Source organism: Janibacter indicus, assembly GCF_900176385.1.
Taxonomy (GTDB): domain Bacteria; phylum Actinomycetota; class Actinomycetes; order Actinomycetales; family Dermatophilaceae; genus Janibacter; species Janibacter indicus.
In genome coordinates this window covers 16,592-37,034 of the sequence record NZ_FWXN01000006.1, presented here as the reverse complement: position 1 = coordinate 37,034, position 20,443 = coordinate 16,592, and the positions used below count along the sequence as shown (strand labels likewise).

Annotated in this window: 25 protein-coding genes; 12 read left to right on the top strand and 13 right to left on the bottom strand. The window is 72.5% G+C overall.

Annotated features, from left to right (window positions below):
* Positions 1–6 precede the first annotated feature (6 nt).
* From B9B60_RS08205 to B9B60_RS08195, 4 genes are read right to left on the bottom strand one after another with little or no spacing between them, the layout of a single operon-like run.
* Positions 7–1,155, bottom strand: a complete 1,149-nt coding sequence (locus B9B60_RS08205; protein ID WP_143445504.1) for a hypothetical protein — start codon at positions 1,153–1,155, stop codon at positions 7–9.
* Positions 1,156–1,160: 5 nt separating this feature from the next.
* On the bottom strand, positions 1,161–1,628 hold the full coding sequence (locus B9B60_RS08200; protein WP_084450814.1) for a GNAT family N-acetyltransferase: 468 nt from the start codon (positions 1,626–1,628) through the stop codon (positions 1,161–1,163).
* A gap of 33 nt (positions 1,629–1,661) precedes the next feature.
* Complete coding sequence (locus B9B60_RS17510; protein ID WP_234993800.1) at positions 1,662–1,793, bottom strand: putative transporter small subunit; 132 nt, start codon at positions 1,791–1,793, stop codon at positions 1,662–1,664.
* Positions 1,794–1,808: 15 nt separating this feature from the next.
* Entirely contained in the window at positions 1,809–1,946 is a 138-nt protein-coding gene (locus tag B9B60_RS08195) for a hypothetical protein (protein ID WP_200811193.1), read from the bottom strand.
* Between the two features lie 91 nt (positions 1,947–2,037).
* Between B9B60_RS08195 and B9B60_RS08190 the strand changes: the two genes are divergently transcribed.
* The 3 genes from B9B60_RS08190 to B9B60_RS08180 all read left to right on the top strand — a co-directional run bounded on the left by B9B60_RS08190 (position 2,038) and on the right by B9B60_RS08180 (position 4,533).
* Positions 2,038–2,787, top strand: a complete 750-nt coding sequence (locus tag B9B60_RS08190; protein WP_234993799.1) for an alpha-hydroxy-acid oxidizing protein — start codon at positions 2,038–2,040, stop codon at positions 2,785–2,787.
* Between the two features lie 97 nt (positions 2,788–2,884).
* Positions 2,885–3,808 carry a DUF7847 domain-containing protein gene (locus B9B60_RS08185; protein ID WP_143445503.1) on the top strand — a complete coding sequence of 308 codons (924 nt, stop codon included), beginning with the start codon at positions 2,885–2,887 and terminating at the stop codon, positions 3,806–3,808.
* 98 nt (positions 3,809–3,906) lie between these two features.
* Positions 3,907–4,533, top strand: a complete 627-nt coding sequence (locus tag B9B60_RS08180; protein ID WP_084450810.1) for a maleylpyruvate isomerase family mycothiol-dependent enzyme — start codon at positions 3,907–3,909, stop codon at positions 4,531–4,533.
* 34 nt (positions 4,534–4,567) lie between these two features.
* Here B9B60_RS08180 and B9B60_RS17775 read toward each other — a convergent pair whose 3' ends face one another.
* Both B9B60_RS17775 and B9B60_RS17305 read right to left on the bottom strand, forming a co-directional pair.
* Positions 4,568–5,104 (bottom strand): GMC oxidoreductase, encoded by a 537-nt coding sequence (locus B9B60_RS17775; RefSeq protein WP_200811192.1) that lies wholly within the window; start codon positions 5,102–5,104, stop codon positions 4,568–4,570.
* A gap of 28 nt (positions 5,105–5,132) precedes the next feature.
* On the bottom strand, positions 5,133–6,176 hold the full coding sequence (locus tag B9B60_RS17305) for an FAD-binding protein (protein ID WP_200811191.1): 1,044 nt from the start codon (positions 6,174–6,176) through the stop codon (positions 5,133–5,135).
* 141 nt (positions 6,177–6,317) lie between these two features.
* On the opposite strand from B9B60_RS17305, the gene B9B60_RS08170 reads away from it, so the two are divergent.
* A complete protein-coding gene (locus B9B60_RS08170; protein WP_200811190.1) occupies positions 6,318–6,683 on the top strand; it encodes a ribosomal maturation YjgA family protein in 366 nt (121 codons plus the stop codon).
* 21 nt (positions 6,684–6,704) lie between these two features.
* On the opposite strand, the gene B9B60_RS08165 is transcribed toward B9B60_RS08170, so the two are convergent.
* On the bottom strand, positions 6,705–6,941 hold the full coding sequence (locus B9B60_RS08165) for a hypothetical protein (protein WP_084450809.1): 237 nt from the start codon (positions 6,939–6,941) through the stop codon (positions 6,705–6,707).
* 76 nt (positions 6,942–7,017) lie between these two features.
* A complete protein-coding gene (locus tag B9B60_RS08160) occupies positions 7,018–7,857 on the bottom strand; it encodes a sigma-70 family RNA polymerase sigma factor (RefSeq protein ID WP_084450807.1) in 840 nt (279 codons plus the stop codon).
* Positions 7,858–8,106: 249 nt separating this feature from the next.
* Between B9B60_RS08160 and B9B60_RS17500 the strand changes: the two genes are divergently transcribed.
* On the top strand, positions 8,107–9,705 hold the full coding sequence (locus B9B60_RS17500) for an HNH endonuclease signature motif containing protein (protein WP_234993798.1): 1,599 nt from the start codon (positions 8,107–8,109) through the stop codon (positions 9,703–9,705).
* A gap of 160 nt (positions 9,706–9,865) precedes the next feature.
* Here the strand turns inward: B9B60_RS17500 and B9B60_RS08150 are convergent, their stop codons facing one another.
* From B9B60_RS08150 to B9B60_RS08130, 5 genes are all read right to left on the bottom strand, one after another.
* Positions 9,866–10,450, bottom strand: a complete 585-nt coding sequence (locus B9B60_RS08150; protein WP_084450806.1) for a dihydrofolate reductase family protein — start codon at positions 10,448–10,450, stop codon at positions 9,866–9,868.
* Positions 10,451–10,519: 69 nt separating this feature from the next.
* Entirely contained in the window at positions 10,520–11,617 is a 1,098-nt protein-coding gene (locus B9B60_RS08145) for an alcohol dehydrogenase catalytic domain-containing protein (RefSeq protein WP_084450805.1), read from the bottom strand.
* Positions 11,618–11,629: 12 nt separating this feature from the next.
* Positions 11,630–12,232: a TetR/AcrR family transcriptional regulator gene (locus B9B60_RS08140; protein ID WP_234993819.1), complete on the bottom strand. Its 603-nt coding sequence runs from the start codon at positions 12,230–12,232 to the stop codon at positions 11,630–11,632.
* 33 nt (positions 12,233–12,265) lie between these two features.
* Positions 12,266–12,895, bottom strand: a complete 630-nt coding sequence (locus B9B60_RS08135) for a hypothetical protein (RefSeq protein WP_084450801.1) — start codon at positions 12,893–12,895, stop codon at positions 12,266–12,268.
* Positions 12,892–14,106, bottom strand: a complete 1,215-nt coding sequence (locus B9B60_RS08130; RefSeq protein ID WP_084450799.1) for an ATP-binding protein — start codon at positions 14,104–14,106, stop codon at positions 12,892–12,894. Before B9B60_RS08130 ends, B9B60_RS08135 begins: the two co-directional genes overlap by 4 nt.
* 115 nt (positions 14,107–14,221) lie before the next feature.
* Here B9B60_RS08130 and B9B60_RS08125 point away from each other — a divergent pair, with 115 nt between their 5' ends.
* The 7 genes from B9B60_RS08125 (at position 14,222) to B9B60_RS08095 (ending at position 20,441) form a co-directional block, all read left to right on the top strand.
* Positions 14,222–15,268 carry a type IV toxin-antitoxin system AbiEi family antitoxin gene (locus B9B60_RS08125; protein ID WP_084450797.1) on the top strand — a complete coding sequence of 349 codons (1,047 nt, stop codon included), beginning with the start codon at positions 14,222–14,224 and terminating at the stop codon, positions 15,266–15,268.
* Complete coding sequence (locus B9B60_RS08120; protein WP_084450795.1) at positions 15,240–16,037, top strand: nucleotidyl transferase AbiEii/AbiGii toxin family protein; 798 nt, start codon at positions 15,240–15,242, stop codon at positions 16,035–16,037. The genes B9B60_RS08125 and B9B60_RS08120 overlap by 29 nt, the downstream gene beginning before the upstream one ends.
* Positions 16,038–16,080: 43 nt before the next feature.
* Positions 16,081–17,556, top strand: coding sequence for an NAD-dependent malic enzyme (locus B9B60_RS08115; protein WP_084450793.1), 1,476 nt, complete (start codon positions 16,081–16,083; stop codon positions 17,554–17,556).
* A gap of 41 nt (positions 17,557–17,597) precedes the next feature.
* Positions 17,598–18,377, top strand: a complete 780-nt coding sequence (locus B9B60_RS08110) for a fructosamine kinase family protein (protein ID WP_200811189.1) — start codon at positions 17,598–17,600, stop codon at positions 18,375–18,377.
* 85 nt (positions 18,378–18,462) lie between these two features.
* Positions 18,463–18,828 carry a sensor domain-containing protein gene (locus tag B9B60_RS08105; protein WP_084450791.1) on the top strand — a complete coding sequence of 122 codons (366 nt, stop codon included), beginning with the start codon at positions 18,463–18,465 and terminating at the stop codon, positions 18,826–18,828.
* A 9-nt stretch (positions 18,829–18,837) separates the two neighbouring features.
* On the top strand, positions 18,838–19,752 hold the full coding sequence (locus B9B60_RS08100; protein ID WP_084450790.1) for a sensor histidine kinase: 915 nt from the start codon (positions 18,838–18,840) through the stop codon (positions 19,750–19,752).
* Complete coding sequence (locus B9B60_RS08095) at positions 19,749–20,441, top strand: response regulator (RefSeq protein WP_084450788.1); 693 nt, start codon at positions 19,749–19,751, stop codon at positions 20,439–20,441. The genes B9B60_RS08100 and B9B60_RS08095 overlap by 4 nt, the downstream gene beginning before the upstream one ends.
* Positions 20,442–20,443 lie beyond the last annotated feature (2 nt).

Sequence of the window (20,443 nt, the reverse complement as noted above, 5' to 3'; positions counted from 1 at the left end):
CACAGGTCAGGGGGCGCGGCGCCAGGTGCGGGTGCGGTCGGCGGTCGTCGTCGCGACGACCACGGCGCCGCGTGGCTCCGTGGCGATCGCGGCCAGCCGGCCCGGGAGCTCCGTGGCCGGCAGCTCCTCGGCGCCTGCCTCCACCCGCACGACCCGCGTGGTCCGGGGTTGCTCGCCTCGCGCCGGTTCGCTGTGCGCGACCGTGTCGACCGCACCGGCCGCCGTCCGGATCGTCGGCGCCGGCGAGTGCACGGCATCGGGCAGGACCGTCCGCGGCCGCGCCGGGGCCAGCCCGTCGTCGATGAGGGCGACCCGCCACAGGACGACGTCCTCGTCGCTGCTGCCGGCGACGACGCAGTGGTCGGCGGCGCAGTCCACCGCCATCGGTCGTTGGGTCCCAGCCCCGGTCGAAGGGAGCGAGACCTCACGCCAGGGTCCGGCCGGCTCGGCGGCGGTCCACAGGACCGCCTCGTCACGGATGCGGTCGCCGAGCACCGTCACCCAGCCCACGGCCAGCAGGCCGCCTCCGGGTAGGTCGGTGACCGCACCGGGGGAGGGCTGGCGGGTGGCGGTCGCCGCCAGAGGAGTCCCCGGACGCGTCGGTCGGGCCCACCGGTCGCCGTCGCGGGTCCAGACGGCCACGTCGAGGCCCTGCCGGCTCCGCGCCGCCCAGCTGCCGAGGATCACCGGACCGGCTTGCGAGAGAGCCGTGCCCGTGAGCCCGCCAGCGTCCCAGCCGCCGAAGACCTCGAACCGCTGCGGCTGCTCGACGACCTCGTCGAGGTCGCCGCTCCACACGGTCCAGCGCACGTTGCCGTGCGCGCCGGCGCGGTGACCGCCGACGGCGACGACCTCCCCTTCGCGCTCGCTGACGGACAGCAGCTCCGCCTCCCGCCCGGCCCACTCCCAGCGGGTCTCCATCGCGACCGGGCGGCTGCTGCCGTCCGGCCCGACGACCGTGAGCGACGCCCGCTCTTGCGCGCTGTCGTCGTAGCGGCCGACGAGCAGCCCGTCATCCGCCCCGGTCAGGGTGACCACCCGCCCAGCCCCGGGGAGGTCGACCGGCTGCCACCGGTCGGCCTCCGGCGCGGGGTTGGTGCACGCGGTCAGGGTCAGCGCGATCGTCGCGACGAGCCCTACGACCGACGAGCGCACGGGGGTCACAGCTCGCGCAGGTAGCACAGCATGCGGTAGTCGGCGCCCGGGTGGACGTTGACGAAGCCGTGGCGCTCGTAGAAGCGGCGCGTGTCCACGTCGACCTCGTCGACGTTGATGTGCAGCTCCGCGGCTCCCTTCGCCACGATGCGCTCGACCGCGGTGGTGAGCAGGACCGTGCCGATGCCCTGGTCGCGCAGCTCCGGCACGACGTAGAGCTCCTCGAGCTGGCCGAGCAGCCCGTCGTAGTAGGGCGTCGGGCGCAGCGTGAGGTACGCGAAGCCCGTTGTCGCAGCGCCCTCCTCGGCCAGCAGCACGAGCACGTCGTCGCGGGTCAGCAGGTGCTCGAAGCGCCCGGCGAAGTCTGCGGCGCTCGGTGTCGTCTCCTCGTCGAACTCGACGTTGAAGTCGTGGAGCAGCCACCCGACGAGGTGGGCGTCGGCCGGTCCGGCGGGGCGCGTCGTCGCTGCCATGCCACCAGTGTGGCGCGTCGAGGACCTCACCGGTCAGATGATCCGGCGCCCCTCGTCCTTGGCGGCGCGCCACTCCTTGTAGAAGGCCATGCAGATGACGGCGAGGACCAGGGCGACGATCGCGGGCCAGATGAGGATGTAGAGGGTCAGTGCAGAGATCGACATGTGGATCCTTCCGGGTCAGGCGCGAGCGGGCTCGAGGTCGGGGTCGTCGTCGCCGGCGGGTTGGGCGTCGGCCGCCTCGTCGTCGGTGAAGTCACCGGTCCGCCGGGAGATGAGGGCGAAGTCGAAGGGCTCCTCGCGGGAGGCCACCGACATGACGGCGCAGACGATCGTCGAGACGGCGTAGGCGGCGAGCGAGCCGGACAGGGCAGGCGCTCGTCGTCACCCTCGACACGACGATGCTCGGGTGGCGTACGCAGGACCTCGACCTGGGGTCGCTCCCCTTCGCCCGTGGCCAGGGCATCGCCCAGTACACGTCCGACCCCCGCTTCATGGAGCTGGTCCGCGAGCGGCTCTCGGCCGGGGCGCGCGCCGCGCAGTCCCTCGGGATCGACCCGCGCAAGCCCCTGCAGGCGGCCCGTGCGGCGAAGGGGGGAGTCGGCACCCTGCTCTCGATGAGCCGCGAGCACCCCGGCGGGGTCCGCGACAACCTGCGCTCGCCGGAGCCGCGGGCGGCGGTCGAGACCTTCCTCGACATCTACTCCAACCGGCGCTGTCGTGGGAGCACATCGCGACCCTGCGCGAGCGCACCAGGCTGCCCGTGGTGCTCAAGGGGATCCTCCACGAGGACGATGCGCGGCGGGCCTTCGACGCCGGTGTCGACGCCGTCGTCGTCTCCAACCACGGTGGGCGACAGGTGGACCGGTCGATCGCGGCGCTCGACGCGCTGGTTCGAGTGCGCGAGGCGGTCGGGCCCGAGCCGACCGTGCTCATGGACAGCGGGGTGCGCTCGGGGGCGGACCTCTTCGTCGCGCTCGCCCTCGGTGCCGACGCCTGCCTGCTCGGTCGGCCGCACGTCTACGGGCTCGCGCTCGACGGTGCGGCCGGGGTCAGCGCGGTGATCGACAACGTGCTCGCCGAGCTCGATCTGACGATGGGTCTGGTGGGCGCGGCGACGATCGCCGACGTCACCCGGGAGCTGCTCGTCGAGGGGTGATCCGGCCCCCCGGCACTCGTGGGCCCCGCCCGAGCCACGCCGAGCCAGTTCCTCCGAAACGCTTGCCGTGGCGGGGGATCTGCGATGGGGTATGGGCATGAGCCAACCTCCCTACCCGCCACAGCAGCCGCCGCCTCCCGGGTCCGGTGACTCGACGGGAGGCGGGCAGCCCTACGGCGGCGCCCAGCCTTACGGCGGTGCCCAGCCCGGTGGCAACCAGCCCTACGGCGCTCCACCGCCCCCCCCGGGTGCCGGTGGTCAGCCGCCCTACGGCGGCGGGTACGCGGGTGGCGGGATGCCGCCCGTGCCGCCGGGAGGTGGCGGACCGGCGCCGGCCATGGGGCCCTACAGCCCCATGGCCGCCATCGAGTACGCCTGGGGGAAGTTCACCGCCAACATCGGCCCCTTCCTCGGCATGGGGGCGATCATCACCGTGCTCTCGGTCGGGATCCCCTTCATCTTCGGCATGGCAAGCGGAGGGGTGGAGGTCTTCAACCCCGACCCGATGGACCCTGACGGGGTGAGCGATGCGGGCCAGCTCGGCTCCTCCCTGCTCCAGCTGAGCGGCCAGCTGATCGGCGGCGCCATCCAGTGGATCCTCGGCATCGCCCTCCTGCGCGGCGCCCTCGACGTCGTCGACACCGGCCGCGTCGAGTTCGGGGCGATGTTCTCCCGGGTTCCGTGGGGCCAGGCGCTGCTCGCCGCGATCCTCGTCTTCCTCGCTTCCCTGCTCGGCCTTCTGGTGTTCTGCATCGGCCTGATCGTCGTGCTCTTCTTCCTGTACTACACCAACGCCGCTGTCCTCGACGGCAAGAGTGCGACCGAGGCGGTCTCGGCGAGCTTCACCTTCGTCAAGGAAAACTTCGCCGACACCTTCCTCTACGCGCTCATCGCCATCGTCGTGATCTTCGTGATCACGTGCTTCACCTGCGGGATCGGCGGGATCCTGACGACCCCGCTCTTCGCGATCAGCACGGCCTACACGTGGCGGGTGCTCCAGGGACGACCTGTCGTCCACTGACCCATCCATCGCTCCCCGAAGGGAGGTGCCCCGGCGACACGGCCGGGGCACCTCCCTTCGTCGTGCGGGGTGTCGGACCGCCGTGTCAGGGTGAGGCCATGACCGATGTGTGGGACCTCGTCCACGGGGAGCGCGCGGCGCTCGCCGCCGATCTCGAGCGGCTCGACGACGAGCAGTGGCGCACGGCGTCGCTGTGCGAGGGGTGGAGCGTCCACGACGTCGCGGCGCACCTCGTCGCCAACGCGCTGGCCACGCCCTTCGGCCTCGTGCGGGGGATGGTGCGGGCCCGGGGTGACTTCGAGCGGATGACCCAGCAGGGCGTCGACCGGCACCGCGGGGCGACGCCGCGCGAGACCTTGAGCAGCCTGCGTGAGGTCGCTGCGCGCCGCACCGGGCCGCCCACCCGGCTGGCTCACGTCGACAGCCGGCTCGTCGAGGAGGTCGTCCACGGCGAGGACATCCGGCGCCCGCTCGGCATCTGGCACGACTACTCCGCCGAGGCGATCGAGGGCGCGCTGCGCTACCAGGCGCGGACCCCGGCCTCGGTCGGCGGCTCGCGCGAGACCGCCGAGCGGGTGACGCTGCGAGCCACCGACCTCGACCTCACCCTCGGCGACGGACCGGAGGTCGCCGGGCCGGCCCTCGCGCTGCTGCTCGCGATCTCGGGGCGTGACGTGGCGAGGGCCGACCTCGACGGCCCGGGCGTCGCCGTGCTCTCGGGGTGACCGACCCGCGAAGCGTGACCGACCCGGGAGGCGGTCACCGCCCGTCGGCGATGATCTTGGCGATGTTGCGCTCGGCGAGCGCGGTGATGGTCAGCGAGGGGTTGGCCGTGCCGGTGCTGCCGGGGATGCCGGCGCCGTCCATGACGTAGAGACCGGGGTGGCCCTTGACCCGGCCGTAGGCGTCGGTGCTCCTGCCGATGACGGCGCCGCCCAGGGGGTGCGCGGTGAAGCTCGTCCCGACGTCCGGCACGCCGAGGACGGGCGCGCCCACTCCGACTCCCGCGGCCTTGGCGACCTTGTTCTGCATCTCGCGCAGCGCCTCCTCGGACGCCTTGTTGCCGTCCTCGGGACAGTCGACGATGACGTCGTCCTTGGCGGCGCTGTGGACGAACCTCGCGCGCTGCGGGTCCATGACCATGCCGAGCGACCCGATGATGCCGGCGTTGACCTGGACGCCGAGGGCGTACCAGTTCTCCATCCGCGCGGGCATGTCGAGGCTCGCGTCGAGGGTGGTCGACGCCGAGGGTGATCCCTGCGACAGCCCCTTGGACAGCGAGATGAACTGCACCATCGCGGCATCACCATTCGTGCCGAAGCCCTCACCGACGGAGTCGTCCAGGTGTTTGAGGGTGCCCTCGGCCCGGGCACGGACGAGCAGCTCGGAGGTGCCGATGCTGCCGGCGCCGAGGACCTGGCGGTCGCAGGTGACCGTCCGGGTCTCGAGGACCTCGCCCGTGGGGTCGACGACGCGCAGGTCGACGGAGTAGCGGCCTCGGGCGTCCTGGCCGATGCGGGTCGACGACGTGCCAGTGGTGCACGGTCACCCTGCCGGTGGCCTCGGCCTGCGGCAGGGAGTTGAGCGTGAGATCCCACTTCGCGCCGTTGGCATTGCCGTAGTTGCTCTCGCCGATGGTGGCCGAGCGCCGCGAGCGGCCCTGCAGCTCGGCCCGCACGACGTCCCAGTCCCAGATGCCGTCGAGCGGCTCGGGGGTGTAGCCGGCCGCGCGGACATTCGCGTCCCAGCGCCGGGAGTGGCCGAAGGGCGCGCTGCCGTAGATGTCACGTGGCATCGGCGAGGCCCGGAGCATCCTGCGAGCCCTCGGGTACCAGGTGCGGTGCATCTCGTTCTGGCTCACCGTGTCCCCGAAGAGGTGCTCGAAGTACTCCTTGGGCGGCTCGAGGAGCACGCCGGTGAAGACGATCGAGCCGCCGCCGACGGCCGCGCCCCGCCACACCCGCAGGTGCTCGTAGGTGGTGTCGTCGAGCACGCCGCCGAAGCGGTCGACAGGCTGCGGGATCCCGACGAGGTTGGTGAAGGAGCGCTTGTGCCAGATGCCGCGGCCGTCGAGCACCATGTCGCCGGGGTGGATGCGCCGCCACGGGTCACGGGGCCAGCGGGAGCCCCGCTCGAGCATTGCGACGGTGGCGCCGGCACGGCCGAGCCGAAGGGCGGCGACGCTGCCTCCGAAGCCGGTCCCGATGACGATGACGTCGATGTGCGAGGCGACCTTCTTCGGGGCGCGGAAGATCTCGGGTACGGCCAGCCGGTGCTTGGCGTCGGCGGTCGCGGTCGGCAGCGCGGTGAGTGCGCTGGCGGCTCCTGCCCCGGCGATCACGGCGCGGCGGGTGGACTGTGCGGACATGGGGCTCCTCCTCGACGGAGTGCCACCCCCCGGGGCGCACCGCCATTGGTGTTCCGATGGCGCGAACCTACTCGCGGGTATCGGATCGTGCAGCGGGAGGCCCCACAGCGGGGTGCCAGCACGGCGTGCTGAGGTGACCCCGTGCGACGCCTCCCCACCCTCGTCCTGCTGGCCGTCGTCGTGGCGAGTGGGCTCGCCCTGCAAGGGTTTCGTGACCTGGCGTGGACCGACGCAGCCGGCAGCGTCCTCTACGCGATGGCGGCGGTCTTCTCCCTTCGCGTGCTGTGGCCGAGTCGTGAGACGCCGCGCCCGCTCGTCGTGGCCGGGGTGGCCCTGGCGCTGTGCGTGGTCGTCGAGCTGGCCCAGCTGACCGGTCTGCCGGCGCGGGTGCCGCAGCTGCGCTGGGTGCTCGGGACGACCTTCGCCCCGGTCGACCTCCTCTGGTACGCGGTGGGCGCACTGGGAGGCGCCGGGGCGATGGTGCTGGTGGGGCGCTCGCGCCCCTGAGGGAGGCCGGGCCGGGCCGGCTCAGTCCTCCGGCAGGGCAGCGAAGGTCTGCTTCATCTCGTTGTACCAACCGAGCGCCTTGCGGGGGCGGCGCCAGCGCTTCTTCATCTCGTCGCGGGCGGGCTGGTGCGCGGCGTCGCCAGCCTTCTCCATCGCCTTGAGGTGCTGGTCCTGGGCGTTGATGACGTCGTCGTGCGTCTCGCCGCGGTGGGCGAGGTCGCAGGGGCCGCCGAGCTGCTGGCAGGTCATGGTCTTCATGGGGTGATCCTCTCGTGTGTGGGTCTCGTGGGGTTGACGATCGGGGGAGTGCGGATGTGACAAGGGGCCTCGCACCTCAGGACGAGCGCCGGGTGTCTTCGCGGCGGTGCACCCGCTCGAGCACCTCGGGCTCGGCGCGGAAGGTGATGCCCTGCACGACGCCGTCCACGACGTCGAAGTCGAAGAGCACCCTGGCCTCGCCGCGGTGGAACCACGCGGCGCCGGGCCGCTCGTCGACGAGCACGGCGAGGGCCGCGTGGGCGCTGCCGTTGAAGAACTCGGCGATCTCCCGCTGCCCGTCGACCCGCTCGGGCGTGCCGCTCGCGACGGCGGCGGCGTCGGCGGTGATCGTGGCGTCTGGTGCGAGCAGCCGCAGCAGGGAGTCGAAGTCGCCCTCGCGCGCGGCCGCCATGAAGGCGTCGACGACCGCCCAGTCTGCCCTCTCAGCCCCCTGGCCCCGCACCTTGCCCCGGGCCCGCGAGGCGAGCTTGCGTGCCGCGGCCGGCGTCGTGTCGAGGATCGCGGCGATCGTCGCGAAGTCGAAGCCGAAGCTGTCGTGCAGCACGAAGGCGACCCGCTCGCCGGGGGTCAGGCGGTCGATCACGGCCTGCAGCGCCACGCCGACGGTGTCCGCGAGGACGACGTCGTCAGCGATGTCCGGCGTGACCTGACCCGGCTCGATGTCGCTGTGCTGCACCGGAGCTCGTGACTTGAGCCGGTCGAGGCACAGGCGGGTCGTCACCGTCGTGAGCCATGCCGGGAGGGACTTGATGTCGGTGTCCGTGCCGTGGAGCCGCAGCCAGGCCTGCTGAACGACGTCCTCGGCCTCGGCGTGGTCGCCGAGGATGCGCGTGGCCAGGCCGACGAGCCGTGGGCGCTCCGCCTCGAAGTCCTCTGCCTGCTGTGCTGGGTCCATGTCCCTCACCTCTGCTGTCGATGCTGTCACCCATCTGACGACCCGGGCGGCGCCGGCGTGACAGCGTGACGGGATGGGTGGTCGGGTCCACGTCGACACCGGTGCGCCGCTGCGCACCCTTGCTCGGGTGAGGCCGTTCTCGACCGCCCGACCGGTGGCCGACTTCTCCCCAGACCAGCGGCGAAGTTCCTTGAATTCACAGGGCTCAGGGGGTTCCCGAGTCGGGTCTTTCGAACGTATGATCGAAGCATGTCAGTGGCGACGCAGTGGGAGGGTCTGGGGCTCGTGTCGGGCCTGCGGGACTCGGTGCGCGCGATGACGATGGCCTCGCTGGAGGCGCCGCGGCTGTGGCAGGCGCCGGACGAGGAGCTGGCGGAGGGGTTGGCGGCGATCGGTCGGGCCCGGGCGGTGCTCGAGGCGGCCGAGGTGGCGTTGGTGCGTGAGGGCATCTCGCGGGGTGTGCCGGGGCAGGAGTCGTGGTCGGAGGCCGATTGGGTCGGGGTGAGCGAGGGGCGGACCGCTCCGCGGCCGGCGGTGCGGGACGTCGCTGCGGTGGTGCGGGTGGCCAGGGCGGGTCTGCGGGCCGGGTCCGCGCTCGTCGACACCACGCACGATGACGAAGGGGGCGGCGCCCCCCTTCGTCCGGACGCGCCTGAGCAGGTGGCCGGGGAGACGCAGCCAGCCGCGGGGGAGTGGGGTGAGCGGCCGCAGCCGGTCGGCCTCGCCGGGGTGCTCGCCTGCGTCGAGGGCGGCCAACTGTCGGTGGGCAAGGCTGATCAGTTGGTGCGCTTCCACGAGGGCGTGTGCCGGGTCGCTGACCCCGAGCTCTTGGAGGCGGACCTGGGGGTCCTGCTCGGTGCGGCCCGTGACGAGGTCGTGCGCACCGGGCCGGGTGGGCGGATCTCGAGCCGGGTCCCGGGGCTCGACGAGCGCAAGCTGGCGACGGCGATCACGCAGACGACGCGGATGTTGCGTCCGGCCAAGGATCTGGCGGCGGATGACGAGCGGGCGCGGTCGGCGCGGTCGTTGACGAGTCACACCGATGCGAGTGGGTTGACGCGCTACAAGCTGGTGCTCGATGCGGAGGGCGCGGCGATCGTCGATGCGGCGGTGGCGGGGTTGTCGAAGCCGGTCAAGGGTCCTGACGGCGAGCGTGACCCGAGGCCGCCGGCGCGGCGCCGTGCCGATGCCCTGGTGTCGATCGTGGGTCGTGGGGTGTCCAGCCCGGGCGAGGTGGGCACGAGTGACAAGGCGCAGGTGATGGTGACCATCTCGATGTCCTCGCTGCTGACCGCCACCGATGGCACGTGTGGCGTGTGCGGCTCACGACGCCCGGGCGGTGCGTTCGGGCCGACGGGCGTGCCCCTCAGCGACGCGCATCCCTTCGGGTACCGCTCGACGGACCCCGCTCCCGACCGTGACGGTGCGGGTGGCCCGGCCGCGGTGGGTCTGGGTGCTGGTGGCGTGGCCGGTGGCGGTCACGCCGGTGGGGTCACGGCCTCGGGGGCGGTGCTCTCGCCGGCGAGCGTGCGGAGGCTGGCCTGTGAGGCGGGGGTGATCCCCGTGATGCTCGGCAGCGATGGTGAGCCGCTGGAGCTCGGCCGCGCCACGCGCTTCTTCACCCCGGGGCAGAAGCGGTTGCTGTGGCTGCGTGACGGGGGCTGCACCTTCCCGGGGTGCACGATGCCCGCGCACTGGACCGATGCCCATCACGTGGAGTACTGGTCGTTGGGTGGCCGCACCGACATCGGTAATGCGGCGTTGTTGTGCGAGCGGCACCACACGCGGGTGCACGCGCAGGAGCTGTCGTGCACGGTCCGCGACGACGGGGTGACCTGGCACCTGTAGCGGTCGCGCCCCGCGCCCGACCCTCGTCCGGGTCGGGCGCCGCGGCATGCCCCCTGCGGCCCTGAGGTGGGGGCCGGTGATGTCGCATTGCCCTACGGCAATGCAGCTTTGGGGCCCGGGCTCCTGCATTGCCGTAGGGCAATGCAGGTTGCGGGGTGGGCTAGCCCCGGCGTTCGCAGGTGATCACCTGCACCCCACCGGGTAGCGAGGTGACGTCGACCGTCTCGAAGAGCGTGGGCGTGAAGCCCCCGTCGAAGAGCGGGACCCCCGAGCCGACCACCGAGGGGTTGAGCTTGATGACGAGTCGGTCGATCTCCGGCAGGAGAGTGTGCGCGAGACGGCCGCCACCGACGAGCCAGATGCCCAGACCGTCTTCGGCCTTGAGCTCGCGCACCCGGGCGAGCGGGTCACCGGCGACGACCTCGACCGCCGCCGCGGGCGCCTCACCGAGCGTCGTCGACACGACGAGGTGCCGCAGGTGGGGGTAGGCGTCGTCGATGCCGGCGGCGAGCCCGATCTCGTAGGAGCGTCGCCCCTCGACCACGGTGTCGAAGACCCGGCCGGGCTCGGTCAGGCCCATCGCGTCGCGGGCCGGCCCCGGCAGCGTCTCCGGGTAGTGGGTCGCGATGAACTCGACGAGGTCCGGCGTCACCGCCATGAAGTCCTCGGTGCTCGGGTCACCGCCGTCCGGTCCCGCGATGAAGCCGTCGAGCGTCGACGCGACGTAGTAGGTGAGTGTGCGCATGGTGCCCCTTCCGTTGGGCGCACGCTACGGGCCGAAGGGGGCCGTGTCGCAGCGAATTTTGTCCGCGCCTCAGCGTGACGGGTCGATGATCGTCATCCCCGCGACGCTCGCGGTGTCGAAGCCGGGCAGCAGCGCCGCAGCTTCCTCGAGCCCGACGACCCGTTCGACGAGGCGCTGCGGCGCCAGGGCGCCCGACTCGATGAGCGCGAGCATCCCGGGGTAGTCGACGGCAGCCATGCCGTGGCTGCCGAGCACGTCGATCTCCCACCCGATGACCCGCGCCATCGGCACCCGCGGGTGACCGTCGACCGGCGGCAGCAGCCCGACCTGGACGTGCCGACCGCGCCGCCGCAGGCTGAGCAGCGCTGTGGCACAGGTCTGCTCGCTGCCGACGGCGTCGACGGCGACGTGTGCCCCGCCGCCGGTCAGCTCCATGACCGTGGACGCGACGTCCGTGCCGTCTGCGCCGGCCTCACGCGCGTCACCGCCCCGGACCCCGGCCCCGACGACGTCACCGCCGGCGACCACGGTGTGCTCCGCCCCGAGCTCGGCCGCCACGGCCAGCGCCGCCGGGTTGCGGTCGACCGCGACGACCCGCGCACCGAGCGCCCGGGCGATCATCACCGCACTCAGACCGACGCCGCCGGCCCCGACGACGGTGACCCATTCCCCCTTCGTCAGGCGCGCGCGGGCGACGAGGGCCCGGTAGGCGGTGGCGAAGCGGCAGCCGAGGCTCGCCGCGGTCGCGAAGTCCACCCCTTCCGGCAGCGCGACGAGGTTGGTGTCGGCCGCGTGCAGCGCGACCTGCTCGGCGAAGGACCCCCAGTGGGTGAATCCGGGCTGCTCCTGGTCGGGGCAGACCTGCGCGTCGCCGTCGGCGCACCACGAGCACCGTCCGCAGCCGCAGACGAAGGGCACGGTCACCCGGTCGCCGACCCGCCACCGCTGCACACCGGCACCCACCGCGCTCACGACGCCGGCGAGCTCGTGGCCCGGCACGTGCGGCCAGGTGATTGCGTCGTCGTGGCCGGCCCAGGCGTGCCAGTCGCTGCGGCACAGGCCGGTCGCCCGCACGTCGACGACCACCCCACCGTGAGGGGCGAAGGGGGCCGACACCTCCCTGACCTCGGGCTGGGCTCGGACGTCTTCGATGACCACGGCGCGCACAGCGCCATCGTGTCAGGCCGGTGCCGCCAGCCCCGCGACCATCTCGGCGATCGTCTCGGTGGTCTGCCGCGCGGCCGCGGAGTCGCGGTCGGCCAGCCAGGTCGTCGTCAGGCCGTCGGTGAGGGTGACGGCCAGGCGGGCCACCTGCTCGGGGCCCACCCGCCACCGGACGCCGGTCTGCTCGGCCATGCCGACGAGCAGCTGCTGGATCCCGTCGTAGTAGCCGCGGTACTGCTCCGTCGCGAGCTCCCGCAGGGCCGGCGTGCGCAGCGCGTGGTGGTTGAGCTCGAGCAGGAGCAGCTCCTCGCCGGAGCGCTGCTCGAGGTGGTCGAGGTAGCCGAGCAGCGCCATCCGCACCGTGCCGGCGAGGTCGGTGACGGTGCCTGCCTCGGCAGCCGCCAGGGCCAGCCGGGCCGAGCCGCGCTCACGCTCGGACAGGTCGACGATGAGCGCGCGCAGCATCTCCTCGCGGCTGTCGAAGCAGTAGTGGAAGGCCGCCAGCGACATCTCCGCCTCCTGCACGATGGCCCGCGTCGTCCCCGCGGCCACCCCGCCCTCGGACATCACGCGGTAGGCGGCCTCGAGCAGCTTCACCCGGCGCTCGGCGGCAGGCATGTTGGGCACGGCGATCCCTTCGTCGGCGGTGGGTCAGGACCGGTCGTAGCGCTTGGCTGCGTCCACGAGCTGGCCGAGGTCGGTGCCGCAGTCGACGAAGGGGGTGCCCGTCGCCTCGAGGTGGGCGATGACCGCCCGGGACATGCGGACCGGGTCGAGCGCCTCGTCGATGGCGATGTCGATCTGGCCCCTCTTGGTTCGCATGATGCCGTCGTCGCGGGTGAACCCCAGCTGCTCGCGACGGACGAGCACGTAGAAGGTGTCGCCCCGCTGCCAGCGCGAGTGATCGCCCAGGTACTCGTTCAGGTCCGCCCGCAGCACGGCGCGGATGGCGAAGTCCGGGATCCGGCTGCCGACGTAGGAGATCGCGTCCGGGTGGATCTCGACGAAGGGCTGGCGCAGCTTGAGCTCCGCCGTCTGCATGAAGGACCTCGGGATGACGGTCGCCATCACCACCGCGCCCGCCAGGATGAGGAGGGTCCACCACCAGTCGCGCAGGGGGTCGTAGGGGATGACGCCCGTCAGCCCGAGGACGATGAAGAAAGCCCCGACGATGAACCCGATTGGTCGGGTGACGCACCCTCCGAGACGAGCGAAGTCCCGCAGCCCCGGGTGTGCCTCGAAGACGGTCTCCGGCTCGGTGCCGCGCCCACGCTCGGTCACGTCTGATCCCGCAGGTAGCGCCCGAAGTGCGGGACGGTGAAGGCGATCCGGCCGCGCTCGGCCGAGTAGATCAGCCCCTTCTTCAGCAGCGCGTCGCGGGCGGGGGAGAGGGACTGCGGCTTCTTGCCGAGCGAGGTGGCCACGGCCGAGGTGAGGACGGACTCGATGTCGTCGAGGCTCTCCTCCCCCTTCGCCGCGATCTCGGCCGCGACATCGGCCATCGCCTTGAGGTACTCGCGCTCACCGGGCGTGGCGCGCTCGTAGCGCGAGCCGAAGAAGCCGACGGCCAGCTCGGACTCGGCCTCGGGGGAGGCGACGCGCACGTCCTCGGCGCGGATCGGCGACTGCGGTGCCTGGTCCCACACCGCCTTGCCGTAGGCCTGGATGAAGTAGGGGTAACCGCCGGTCGCGTAGTAGAGCGCGTCGAGCGCGGCCTGCTCGTACTCCGCGAGCTCGTCGGCGGCCGGCGCGGTGAGCGCCCGGTCGGCCTCCTCGCGGGCGAGCCGATCGATGCGCTGGTAGCGGAAGAGCCGCTCGCTGTAGGACTTGCTCGCCGACAGCACCGACGGCAGGTGCGGCAGGCCGGCGCCGACGACGATGAGCGGCAGACCCGTCTGGCTCATCTCGTGGCAGGCCGCGCAGATCGCCGAGATGTCCTCGGGGCCGAGGTCCTGCATCTCGTCGATGAAGACCGCGACGCCGCGCCCCAGGTCCGCTGCCAGCCCGCCGACGTCGGTGAAGAGCTCGACGAGGTCGATCTCGATGTCGCCCGAGTCGGCGCGTCCCTTGATCGCCGGGGCGTCGATGCCGGGGTTCCACACCTCGCGCAGCTTGGTGCCCGGCTTGGCGTCGCGCTGGGCGAAGGACTTGATGACGCCCAGGACGTGCTCGACCTCCTCTGCCTGGGTGTGGCCGAGCTCGCGGACCGCCTGGTGCAGCGCGCTGGCGAGCGGGCGGCGCAGCCCCTGGTCGGGCCGTGCCTCGAGCTTGCCGGTGCCCCACTTCGCACGGACGGCGGCGGAACGCAGCTGGTTGAGCAGCACGGTCTTGCCGACCCCGCGCAGGCCGGTGAGCACGAGCGAGCGCTCCGGCTTGCCGGCGACGATCCGCTTGAGCACGACGTCGAAGCGCGTCAGTTGCTCGTCGCGGCCGGCGAGCTCGGGCGGGCGCTGGCCGGCGCCGGGGGCGTAGGGGTTGGTGATCGGGTCCACGATGCGACCGTATCCGGCTGTCTAGGCGAAGGGGGATATCTCGCCAGATTCGGCGATCGGCGCGTCGCCCCGCCATAATGTTCACATTGAGGAGGGTTTCGCGTAGCGTGAACACATGAAAATTCTGAACGCCGGGCACTGGGAGCGTGAGGTCGTCGACGCGACGGTGGTCGCGCTGCGCGAGCTCGGCGTCGCTCTGGAGGTCGAGCCCCCGTCGGCGGGGGAGCAGCGTGGCGACCTCCGGCCGGATGGGTATGCCGTGGTGCGGCTCGATGGCCGTGAGGTCAGGTACCCGGTAGAGGTCAAGCGTGGGCTGCGGCCCTCCACGGCCGCGCTCCTGGCGGCACAGGTGGGTGAGGGCCTCCTCATCAGCGACCACATCTCTCCAGCCGTCGGGGATCTCCTGCGAGCGCGCGGTGTCCAATACGTCGACAGCGCGGGAAATGCCCATCTGAGGGGGGCGGGTGTCCTCGTCGACGTCCGAGGTCGACGTGCTCGCGAGGGTGTGGCGCGATCGGTCCGCAAGGCGTCGCCGCTCTTCACCAGAGCGGGCCTGCCCGTCGTCCTCGCCGTCCTCGAGGAGCCCCGGCTGATCGAGGCGCCCCTCCGCGAGGTGCAAGCCCGCACGACGGTGTCCTTGGGCAGCGTCCAGAAGGTCATGGCCCACCTGCGTGAGCAGGGCTACCGGGCGAGTGACACCCCGGACGAAGGCCGGTGGCGCCGGCTGTACGACGGCTGGGTGGCTGCCTACCTGGCCGGGCCCCGGGACGACGCGCTCGTCGGGCGGTACTCGACGCGCCTGCGCCCGGACGACGTCGTGCGTGCGCTCGCCGACGGCGACGTGACCCTGTCGGGCGAGAGCGCCGCGCGAGCGGCCGGGTACGACATCGCCCCGGTGACGCTCGACCTCTACGTCCGTGACTCGGTGGGTCCCGCTGTGACGGCCGGAAGGCTCCGCCCTGACCCGGACGGGACGGTGACGGTGCGGCGCCCGGTCTGGACTCCCGGCTCCGAGCGTGAGCTCGGGAGGGGCGGACCGACGCACCGGCTGGCGCCCGGCCCGGTGGTCTACGCGGACCTGCTCGCGCTGCAGGACCCGAGGGGCGAGCACCTCGCCGAGGAGTGGCGGTCGCATGGCACGCGTCTTCAGCCTCGGACGTGATCAGCACGACGTCCCCGTGGACGTCGTGCAGGTCCTCGACAACAGGGCGCGGGAGCTCTCGCTGCCCATGGTCCTCATCGGCGCCGCCGCGAGAGATCTGTGCGTCCATGCACCGCTGGGCGAGCGTCCACCCCGGGCCACGCACGACGTCGACATCGCGGTGGCCGTGCCGCGGGGAGAGGCGCTCGCGGAGTTCCTGTCGGTCTTCGAGAGGGCGCGGCGCGTGCACACCGTGGTCATCCACGGCGTCGAGGTCGACGTCGTCCCCTTCGGGGGCGTGGAACGGGACGGTCGGGTGGCCTTCGGGGACGGCAGCGTGCTGGACGTCGTCGGTCTCGCGGAGGCGATGCGGGGGCCGGACGTGGTCGCTCTGGCTGAGGGGGTGACGGTGAAGGTCGCCAGCATCGAGATGCAGGCAGCGCTCAAGGTCCTCGCGTGGCGCGATCGGCACGTCCAGAACGCGAAGGACGCCGTGGACCTCCACGAGATCCTGGCCGCGGGGTCTCGTGGCCCTTACGAGGAGGAGGCGTGGGGCGACCTGGCGGCGCTGGAGGCTTGTGACTACGTGCTCGACCTGGCCGGCGCCTATCGCCTGGGTGCACTGTCACGCCGGGCCTTCACCGCGGCTCGTGCGCGGGCGGTGGCCGGCGTGCTCGACGACCCCGTCGTGTTCGCCAGGCTCGGGACCCAGATGTCGCACCTGTCGTCGGGTGAGCTGCTCGACGCGTACGCGCGCGGGTTCCGCAGGGGCGCCCACCCGTTGACCTGAGGCCGAGCGATGAAGGAGCGGGGAGCGGTGAGACACTGCTCACATGCCCGCAGCAACCCCTTCGTCGTACTCCATCACCATCCGCCTGCACACCTCGCCCGACTATGCCGTCGTCGGCCGCATCGCCACCGCGATCGCCGAGCAGGGCGGCATCGTCACCGCCGTCGACATCGCCGACTCGCGACACGACCGGCTCGTCATCGACGCGACCTGCTCCGGCTTCGACGTCAACCACACCGACGACCTCGTCGAGGCCGTCGAGGCGATCGACGGGGTCAAGGTGCACAAGGTCTCCGACCGCACCTTCCTGCTCCACCTCGGCGGCAAGATCGCCGTCAGCTCCAAGGTCGCGCTCAAGACCCGTGACGACCTGTCGATGGCCTACACCCCCGGCGTCGGCCGGGTCTCGTCGGCGATCGCCAAGCACCCCGAGGACGCCCGCCGCCTGACGGTCAAGGGCAACAGCGTCGCCGTCGTCACCGACGGCTCGGCGGTCCTCGGCCTGGGCAACATCGGGCCCGAGGCCGCGATGCCGGTCATGGAGGGCAAGGCGGCGCTGTTCAAGCAGTTCGCCGACATCGACGCTTGGCCGATCTGCCTGGCCTCGCAGGACACCGAGGAGATCATCCGCGCGGTCGAGATGATCGCGCCCGGCTTCGGTGGCATCAACCTCGAGGACATCGCGGCCCCGCGGTGCTTCGAGATCGAGCGCCGGCTGCGCGAGAGCCTCGACATCCCGGTCTTCCACGACGACCAGCACGGCACGGCGATCGTCGTGCTCGCCGCCCTGCGCAATGCGCTGCGCGTCGTCGACAAGTGGCTCGAGCAGGTGCGCATCGTCGTCTCCGGCGGTGGCGCCGCCGGCTCGGCGATCGTCACGCTGCTGCTCGCCGCCGGGGCCAAGGACGTCGTCGTCTACGACCGCGAGGGCCTGCTGTCGTCCGACGACGAGTCCCTGACCGGCGCCAAGCGCGAGCTCGCCGAGCGGACCAACCCGCGCCAGGTCCGCGGCGACCTCGCCGACGGCCTGCAGGGTGCCGACGTCTTCATCGGCGTCTCGGCGCCCAACCTGCTCAAGGCCGAGTGGATCCGCGACAACATGGCGGAGGACCCGATCGTCTTCGCGCTGGCCAACCCCGACCCCGAGATCGACCCGGCCGAGGCGGCGCAGTTCGCCAAGGTCGTCGCCTCCGGTCGCAGTGACTACCCCAACCAGATCAACAACGTCCTCGCCTTCCCCGGCGTCTTCCGCGGGCTGCTCGACGCCCACGCCGAGGACGTGACGATCGAGATGCTCATCCGCGCCGCCGACGCGATCGCCGCGGTGGTCAAGGACGAGGAGATCAACCCCTCCTACATCATCCCGAGCGTCTTCCACCCCGATGTCGCCGACGCCGTGGCCGTCGCCATCGCCGGCGAGGGCAAGACCTCCGCCGGTGCCACCGGCCCGATCAAGGTCGGCTCCCGCTCGACGGCCGCACCCGTCGACGAGACCGGGGCCCTGCCGCGCCTGCGCTGAGCGGAGTCCTGAGCCGGGGGGCGAGGTGGCACCCTTGACCCGTGAAACCTCCCCGCACCTATCGCAAGGACACCTCGGCAGCCCCACGCGGCTACTCCTCGTGGGAGGCGGCCGGGCTGCTCTGGCTCGCCGAGGCGCAGGAGCAGGGCGGCGCCCGCATCGCGCAGCTGCAGGACGTCGACCTCGACCACATCGACCTGCTGCAGTACGACGCGGGGCCGTCGACGAACTTCCACGCCGACGGGCTCGGGGTGGCGCTCGCGGCGACGCACGCGGCGGGGGCACCGGCCTTCGGCGCGCCGCCGGCGCGGTGGACGAGCCACGGGTTCATCGGCCCGGCCGACTCCCCGCTGCCGATGCCGCTGGAGCCGACCGAGCGCTGGGGTGAGTTCTTCGGCGAGCAGCGCATCCGACACCTGCTGCAGCTCGGGCGCTCCAAGGGCCTGTGGGAGGACGACGGCGCCCTCTTCGAGCGGGTTGCGGACCGTCTCGTGGCCGGTGAGTTCGACGACGGTCGGCCGCCGGCCCGTCTCCACGGTGATCTCTGGGCGGGCAACATCATCTGGACCCGCGAGGGCCCCGTCCTCATCGACCCGGCCGCGCACGGCGGCCACGCCGAGACCGACCTGGCGATGCTGCTGCTCTTCACGGCGCCGCACATCGCCCGGATCATCGCCGCCTACGACGAGGCCGCGCCGCTCGCCGACGGCTGGCAGGAGCGCGTCGGCCTGCACCAGCTCTTCCCCGTCATGGTCCACGCGATCGTCTTCGGCGGCGGCTACGTGAGCCAGAGCGTCGAGATCGCCCGCTCCTACGCCTGATCCACGGGCGAAGGGGGGATGTCCCCCCTTCGTCTCGGGGGAGGACTGGGCAGACCGCGACGCCGCGGATCCCTAGGTTGGTCAGGTGACCACGCAGACCATCTCCCCGCCCCTCGAGCGGATCAGCCTCCCGCGGCGGTGGCTCGCCGGCTGGGGCAGCGTGCTGCTCCTCGTGACGAGCACGCTGACCTCGATCGGCGCCATCGTCCTCGTCAGCCTCGTCCTGACCGCCCTCGTCCTGGTGACGGCGGGCGGCATCGGCCTCGTCCTGCTCGTGCCGCTCGTGTGGCTGTGCGGGGTCTTCGGTCACGTCGAGCGGCACCGGATCGTCGCGCTGACCGGGCGCCGCGTCGAGCCGCCGGCGCGGCGGGTGCAGCCGTGGTGGCGCCGGCTCTTCCTCGACGTCCACTCCTGGCGCAGCACCGCCTACCTCGCGCTGCACGGCCTGTAGGGCACCTTCATGGGGTGGCTGACGCTGCTCGTCCTCGCCCAGGCGCTGCTCATGCTCCTCGTGCCGCTGCTCGGCAACCGCCTGCCCGACAGCGGGATCTCGCTCTTCGGATGGATCCCCGTCGACGGAGTCATCGCGATGGCGACCGCGTGGACCATCTCGCTCGTCACCCTCCTGCTCATGCCCCTGGTCGCCCACGGCCTGACCTCGGTCGACGTCATGCTCGCCCGCTGGCTCCTCGGCCGTGACGAGCGCAAGGTCGTCGAGCACCTCACCGCCCGTGTCGACACGCTCAGCGAGTCGCGCCGGGAGGCCGTCGACTCCGTCGAGGCCGAGCGGCGCCGCATCGAGCGCGACCTGCACGACGGGCCGCAGCAGCGGATGGTCTCGATCGCGATGACCCTCGGCATGGCCAAGGAGGCGATCCACCGTGACCCGCAGGGCGCCGCCGTCCTCGTCGACGAGGCCCACCGCTCGGCGAAGGAGGCCATCGTCGAGATGCGCCACGTCGCCCGCGGCATCGTCCCGCCGATCCTCGCCGACCGCGGCCTCGAGGCGGCGCTGCCGGCCCTGGCCGCCCGCTCGGCCGTGCCCGTCTCGGTCGAGGTCCACGACGTCGGCCGCCTCGACCCGACGACCGAGGCGATCGCCTACTTCGTCGTCAGCGAGGCCCTGACCAATGTCGCCAAGCACTCCGGTGCCGAGCACGCCCAGGTCGTCGTGGCCACCGACGACGAGCGCCTCACGGCCACCGTCACCGACGACGGCCGCGGCGGCGCCGACCCGACCCGCGGCACCGGGCTGACCGGGCTGCGCCAGCGGGTGACCGCCGTCGACGGCACCCTCGAGGTGACCTCCCCGAGCGGCGGGCCGACGACGCTCACCGCGACCCTCCCCCTTCGCACCGGACGGAGCCTGTCATGACCGACGAGACGGTCCAGCTCGAGACCACCCAGCCCGCGACCAGGGTCGTGCTCGCCGAGGACTCGGTCCTGCTGCGCGACGGGATCGTGCGCCTGCTGACGTCCGCCGGCTTCGACGTCGCGGCCGCCTGCCCCGACGCCGACAGCTTCATCGAAGCCGTCGACGAGCACCGGCCCGACCTCGTCGTCGTCGACGTGCGGATGCCCCCGACCTTCACCTCCGAGGGGATCGTCGCGGCGCTCGCGGTGCGCGACAAGCACCCCGAGACGGCTGTCATGGTCCTGTCGCAGTACGTCGAGGAGCAGTACGCCACCGAGCTCGTCGCGGCGAGGTCGAAGGGGGTCGGGTACCTCCTCAAGGACCGCGTCGCCGACACGAGCGACTTCATCGCCGCCCTGCGCGACGTCGCCGGCGGCGGCACCGTCCTCGACCCGGAGGTCGTCACCCAGCTGCTCACCCGCGCCCGGCACGCCGACCCGCTCGCCGCGCTCACGCCGCGGGAGCGCGACGTGCTCGACCTCATGGCCCAGGGGCGGACCAACTCCGCGATCGGCAAGCAGCTCTACGTCTCCGACGGGGCGGTCGAGAAGCACGTCACGTCGATCTTCACCAAGCTCGACCTGCCGCCGGCCGAGGGCGACCACCGTCGGGTGCTCGCCGTCCTCCGCTGGCTCGACCAGGAGGACTGACC

Bases quoted from the DNA above. Each gene is read 5' to 3' on its own strand.
- B9B60_RS08200 (WP_084450814.1), bottom strand. From the start codon at position 1,628: ATGGCAGCGACGACGCGCCCCGCCGGACCGGCCGACGCCCACCTCGTC.
- B9B60_RS17510 (WP_234993800.1), bottom strand. From the start codon at position 1,793: ATGTCGATCTCTGCACTGACCCTCTACATCCTCATCTGGCCCGCGATC.
- B9B60_RS08195 (WP_200811193.1), bottom strand. From the start codon at position 1,946: ATGTCGGTGGCCTCCCGCGAGGAGCCCTTCGACTTCGCCCTCATCTCC.
- B9B60_RS08185 (WP_143445503.1), top strand. From the start codon at position 2,885: ATGAGCCAACCTCCCTACCCGCCACAGCAGCCGCCGCCTCCCGGGTCC.
- B9B60_RS08180 (WP_084450810.1), top strand. From the start codon at position 3,907: ATGACCGATGTGTGGGACCTCGTCCACGGGGAGCGCGCGGCGCTCGCC.
- B9B60_RS17775 (WP_200811192.1), bottom strand. From the start codon at position 5,104: ATGGTGCAGTTCATCTCGCTGTCCAAGGGGCTGTCGCAGGGATCACCC.
- B9B60_RS17305 (WP_200811191.1), bottom strand. From the start codon at position 6,176: ATGTCCGCACAGTCCACCCGCCGCGCCGTGATCGCCGGGGCAGGAGCC.
- B9B60_RS08165 (WP_084450809.1), bottom strand. From the start codon at position 6,941: ATGAAGACCATGACCTGCCAGCAGCTCGGCGGCCCCTGCGACCTCGCC.
- B9B60_RS08160 (WP_084450807.1), bottom strand. From the start codon at position 7,857: ATGGACCCAGCACAGCAGGCAGAGGACTTCGAGGCGGAGCGCCCACGG.
- B9B60_RS17500 (WP_234993798.1), top strand. From the start codon at position 8,107: ATGTCAGTGGCGACGCAGTGGGAGGGTCTGGGGCTCGTGTCGGGCCTG.
- B9B60_RS08150 (WP_084450806.1), bottom strand. From the start codon at position 10,450: ATGCGCACACTCACCTACTACGTCGCGTCGACGCTCGACGGCTTCATC.
- B9B60_RS08140 (WP_234993819.1), bottom strand. From the start codon at position 12,232: ATGCCTGCCGCCGAGCGCCGGGTGAAGCTGCTCGAGGCCGCCTACCGC.
- B9B60_RS08125 (WP_084450797.1), top strand. From the start codon at position 14,222: ATGAAAATTCTGAACGCCGGGCACTGGGAGCGTGAGGTCGTCGACGCG.
- B9B60_RS08120 (WP_084450795.1), top strand. From the start codon at position 15,240: ATGGCACGCGTCTTCAGCCTCGGACGTGATCAGCACGACGTCCCCGTG.
- B9B60_RS08115 (WP_084450793.1), top strand. From the start codon at position 16,081: ATGCCCGCAGCAACCCCTTCGTCGTACTCCATCACCATCCGCCTGCAC.
- B9B60_RS08100 (WP_084450790.1), top strand. From the start codon at position 18,838: ATGGGGTGGCTGACGCTGCTCGTCCTCGCCCAGGCGCTGCTCATGCTC.
- B9B60_RS08095 (WP_084450788.1), top strand. From the start codon at position 19,749: ATGACCGACGAGACGGTCCAGCTCGAGACCACCCAGCCCGCGACCAGG.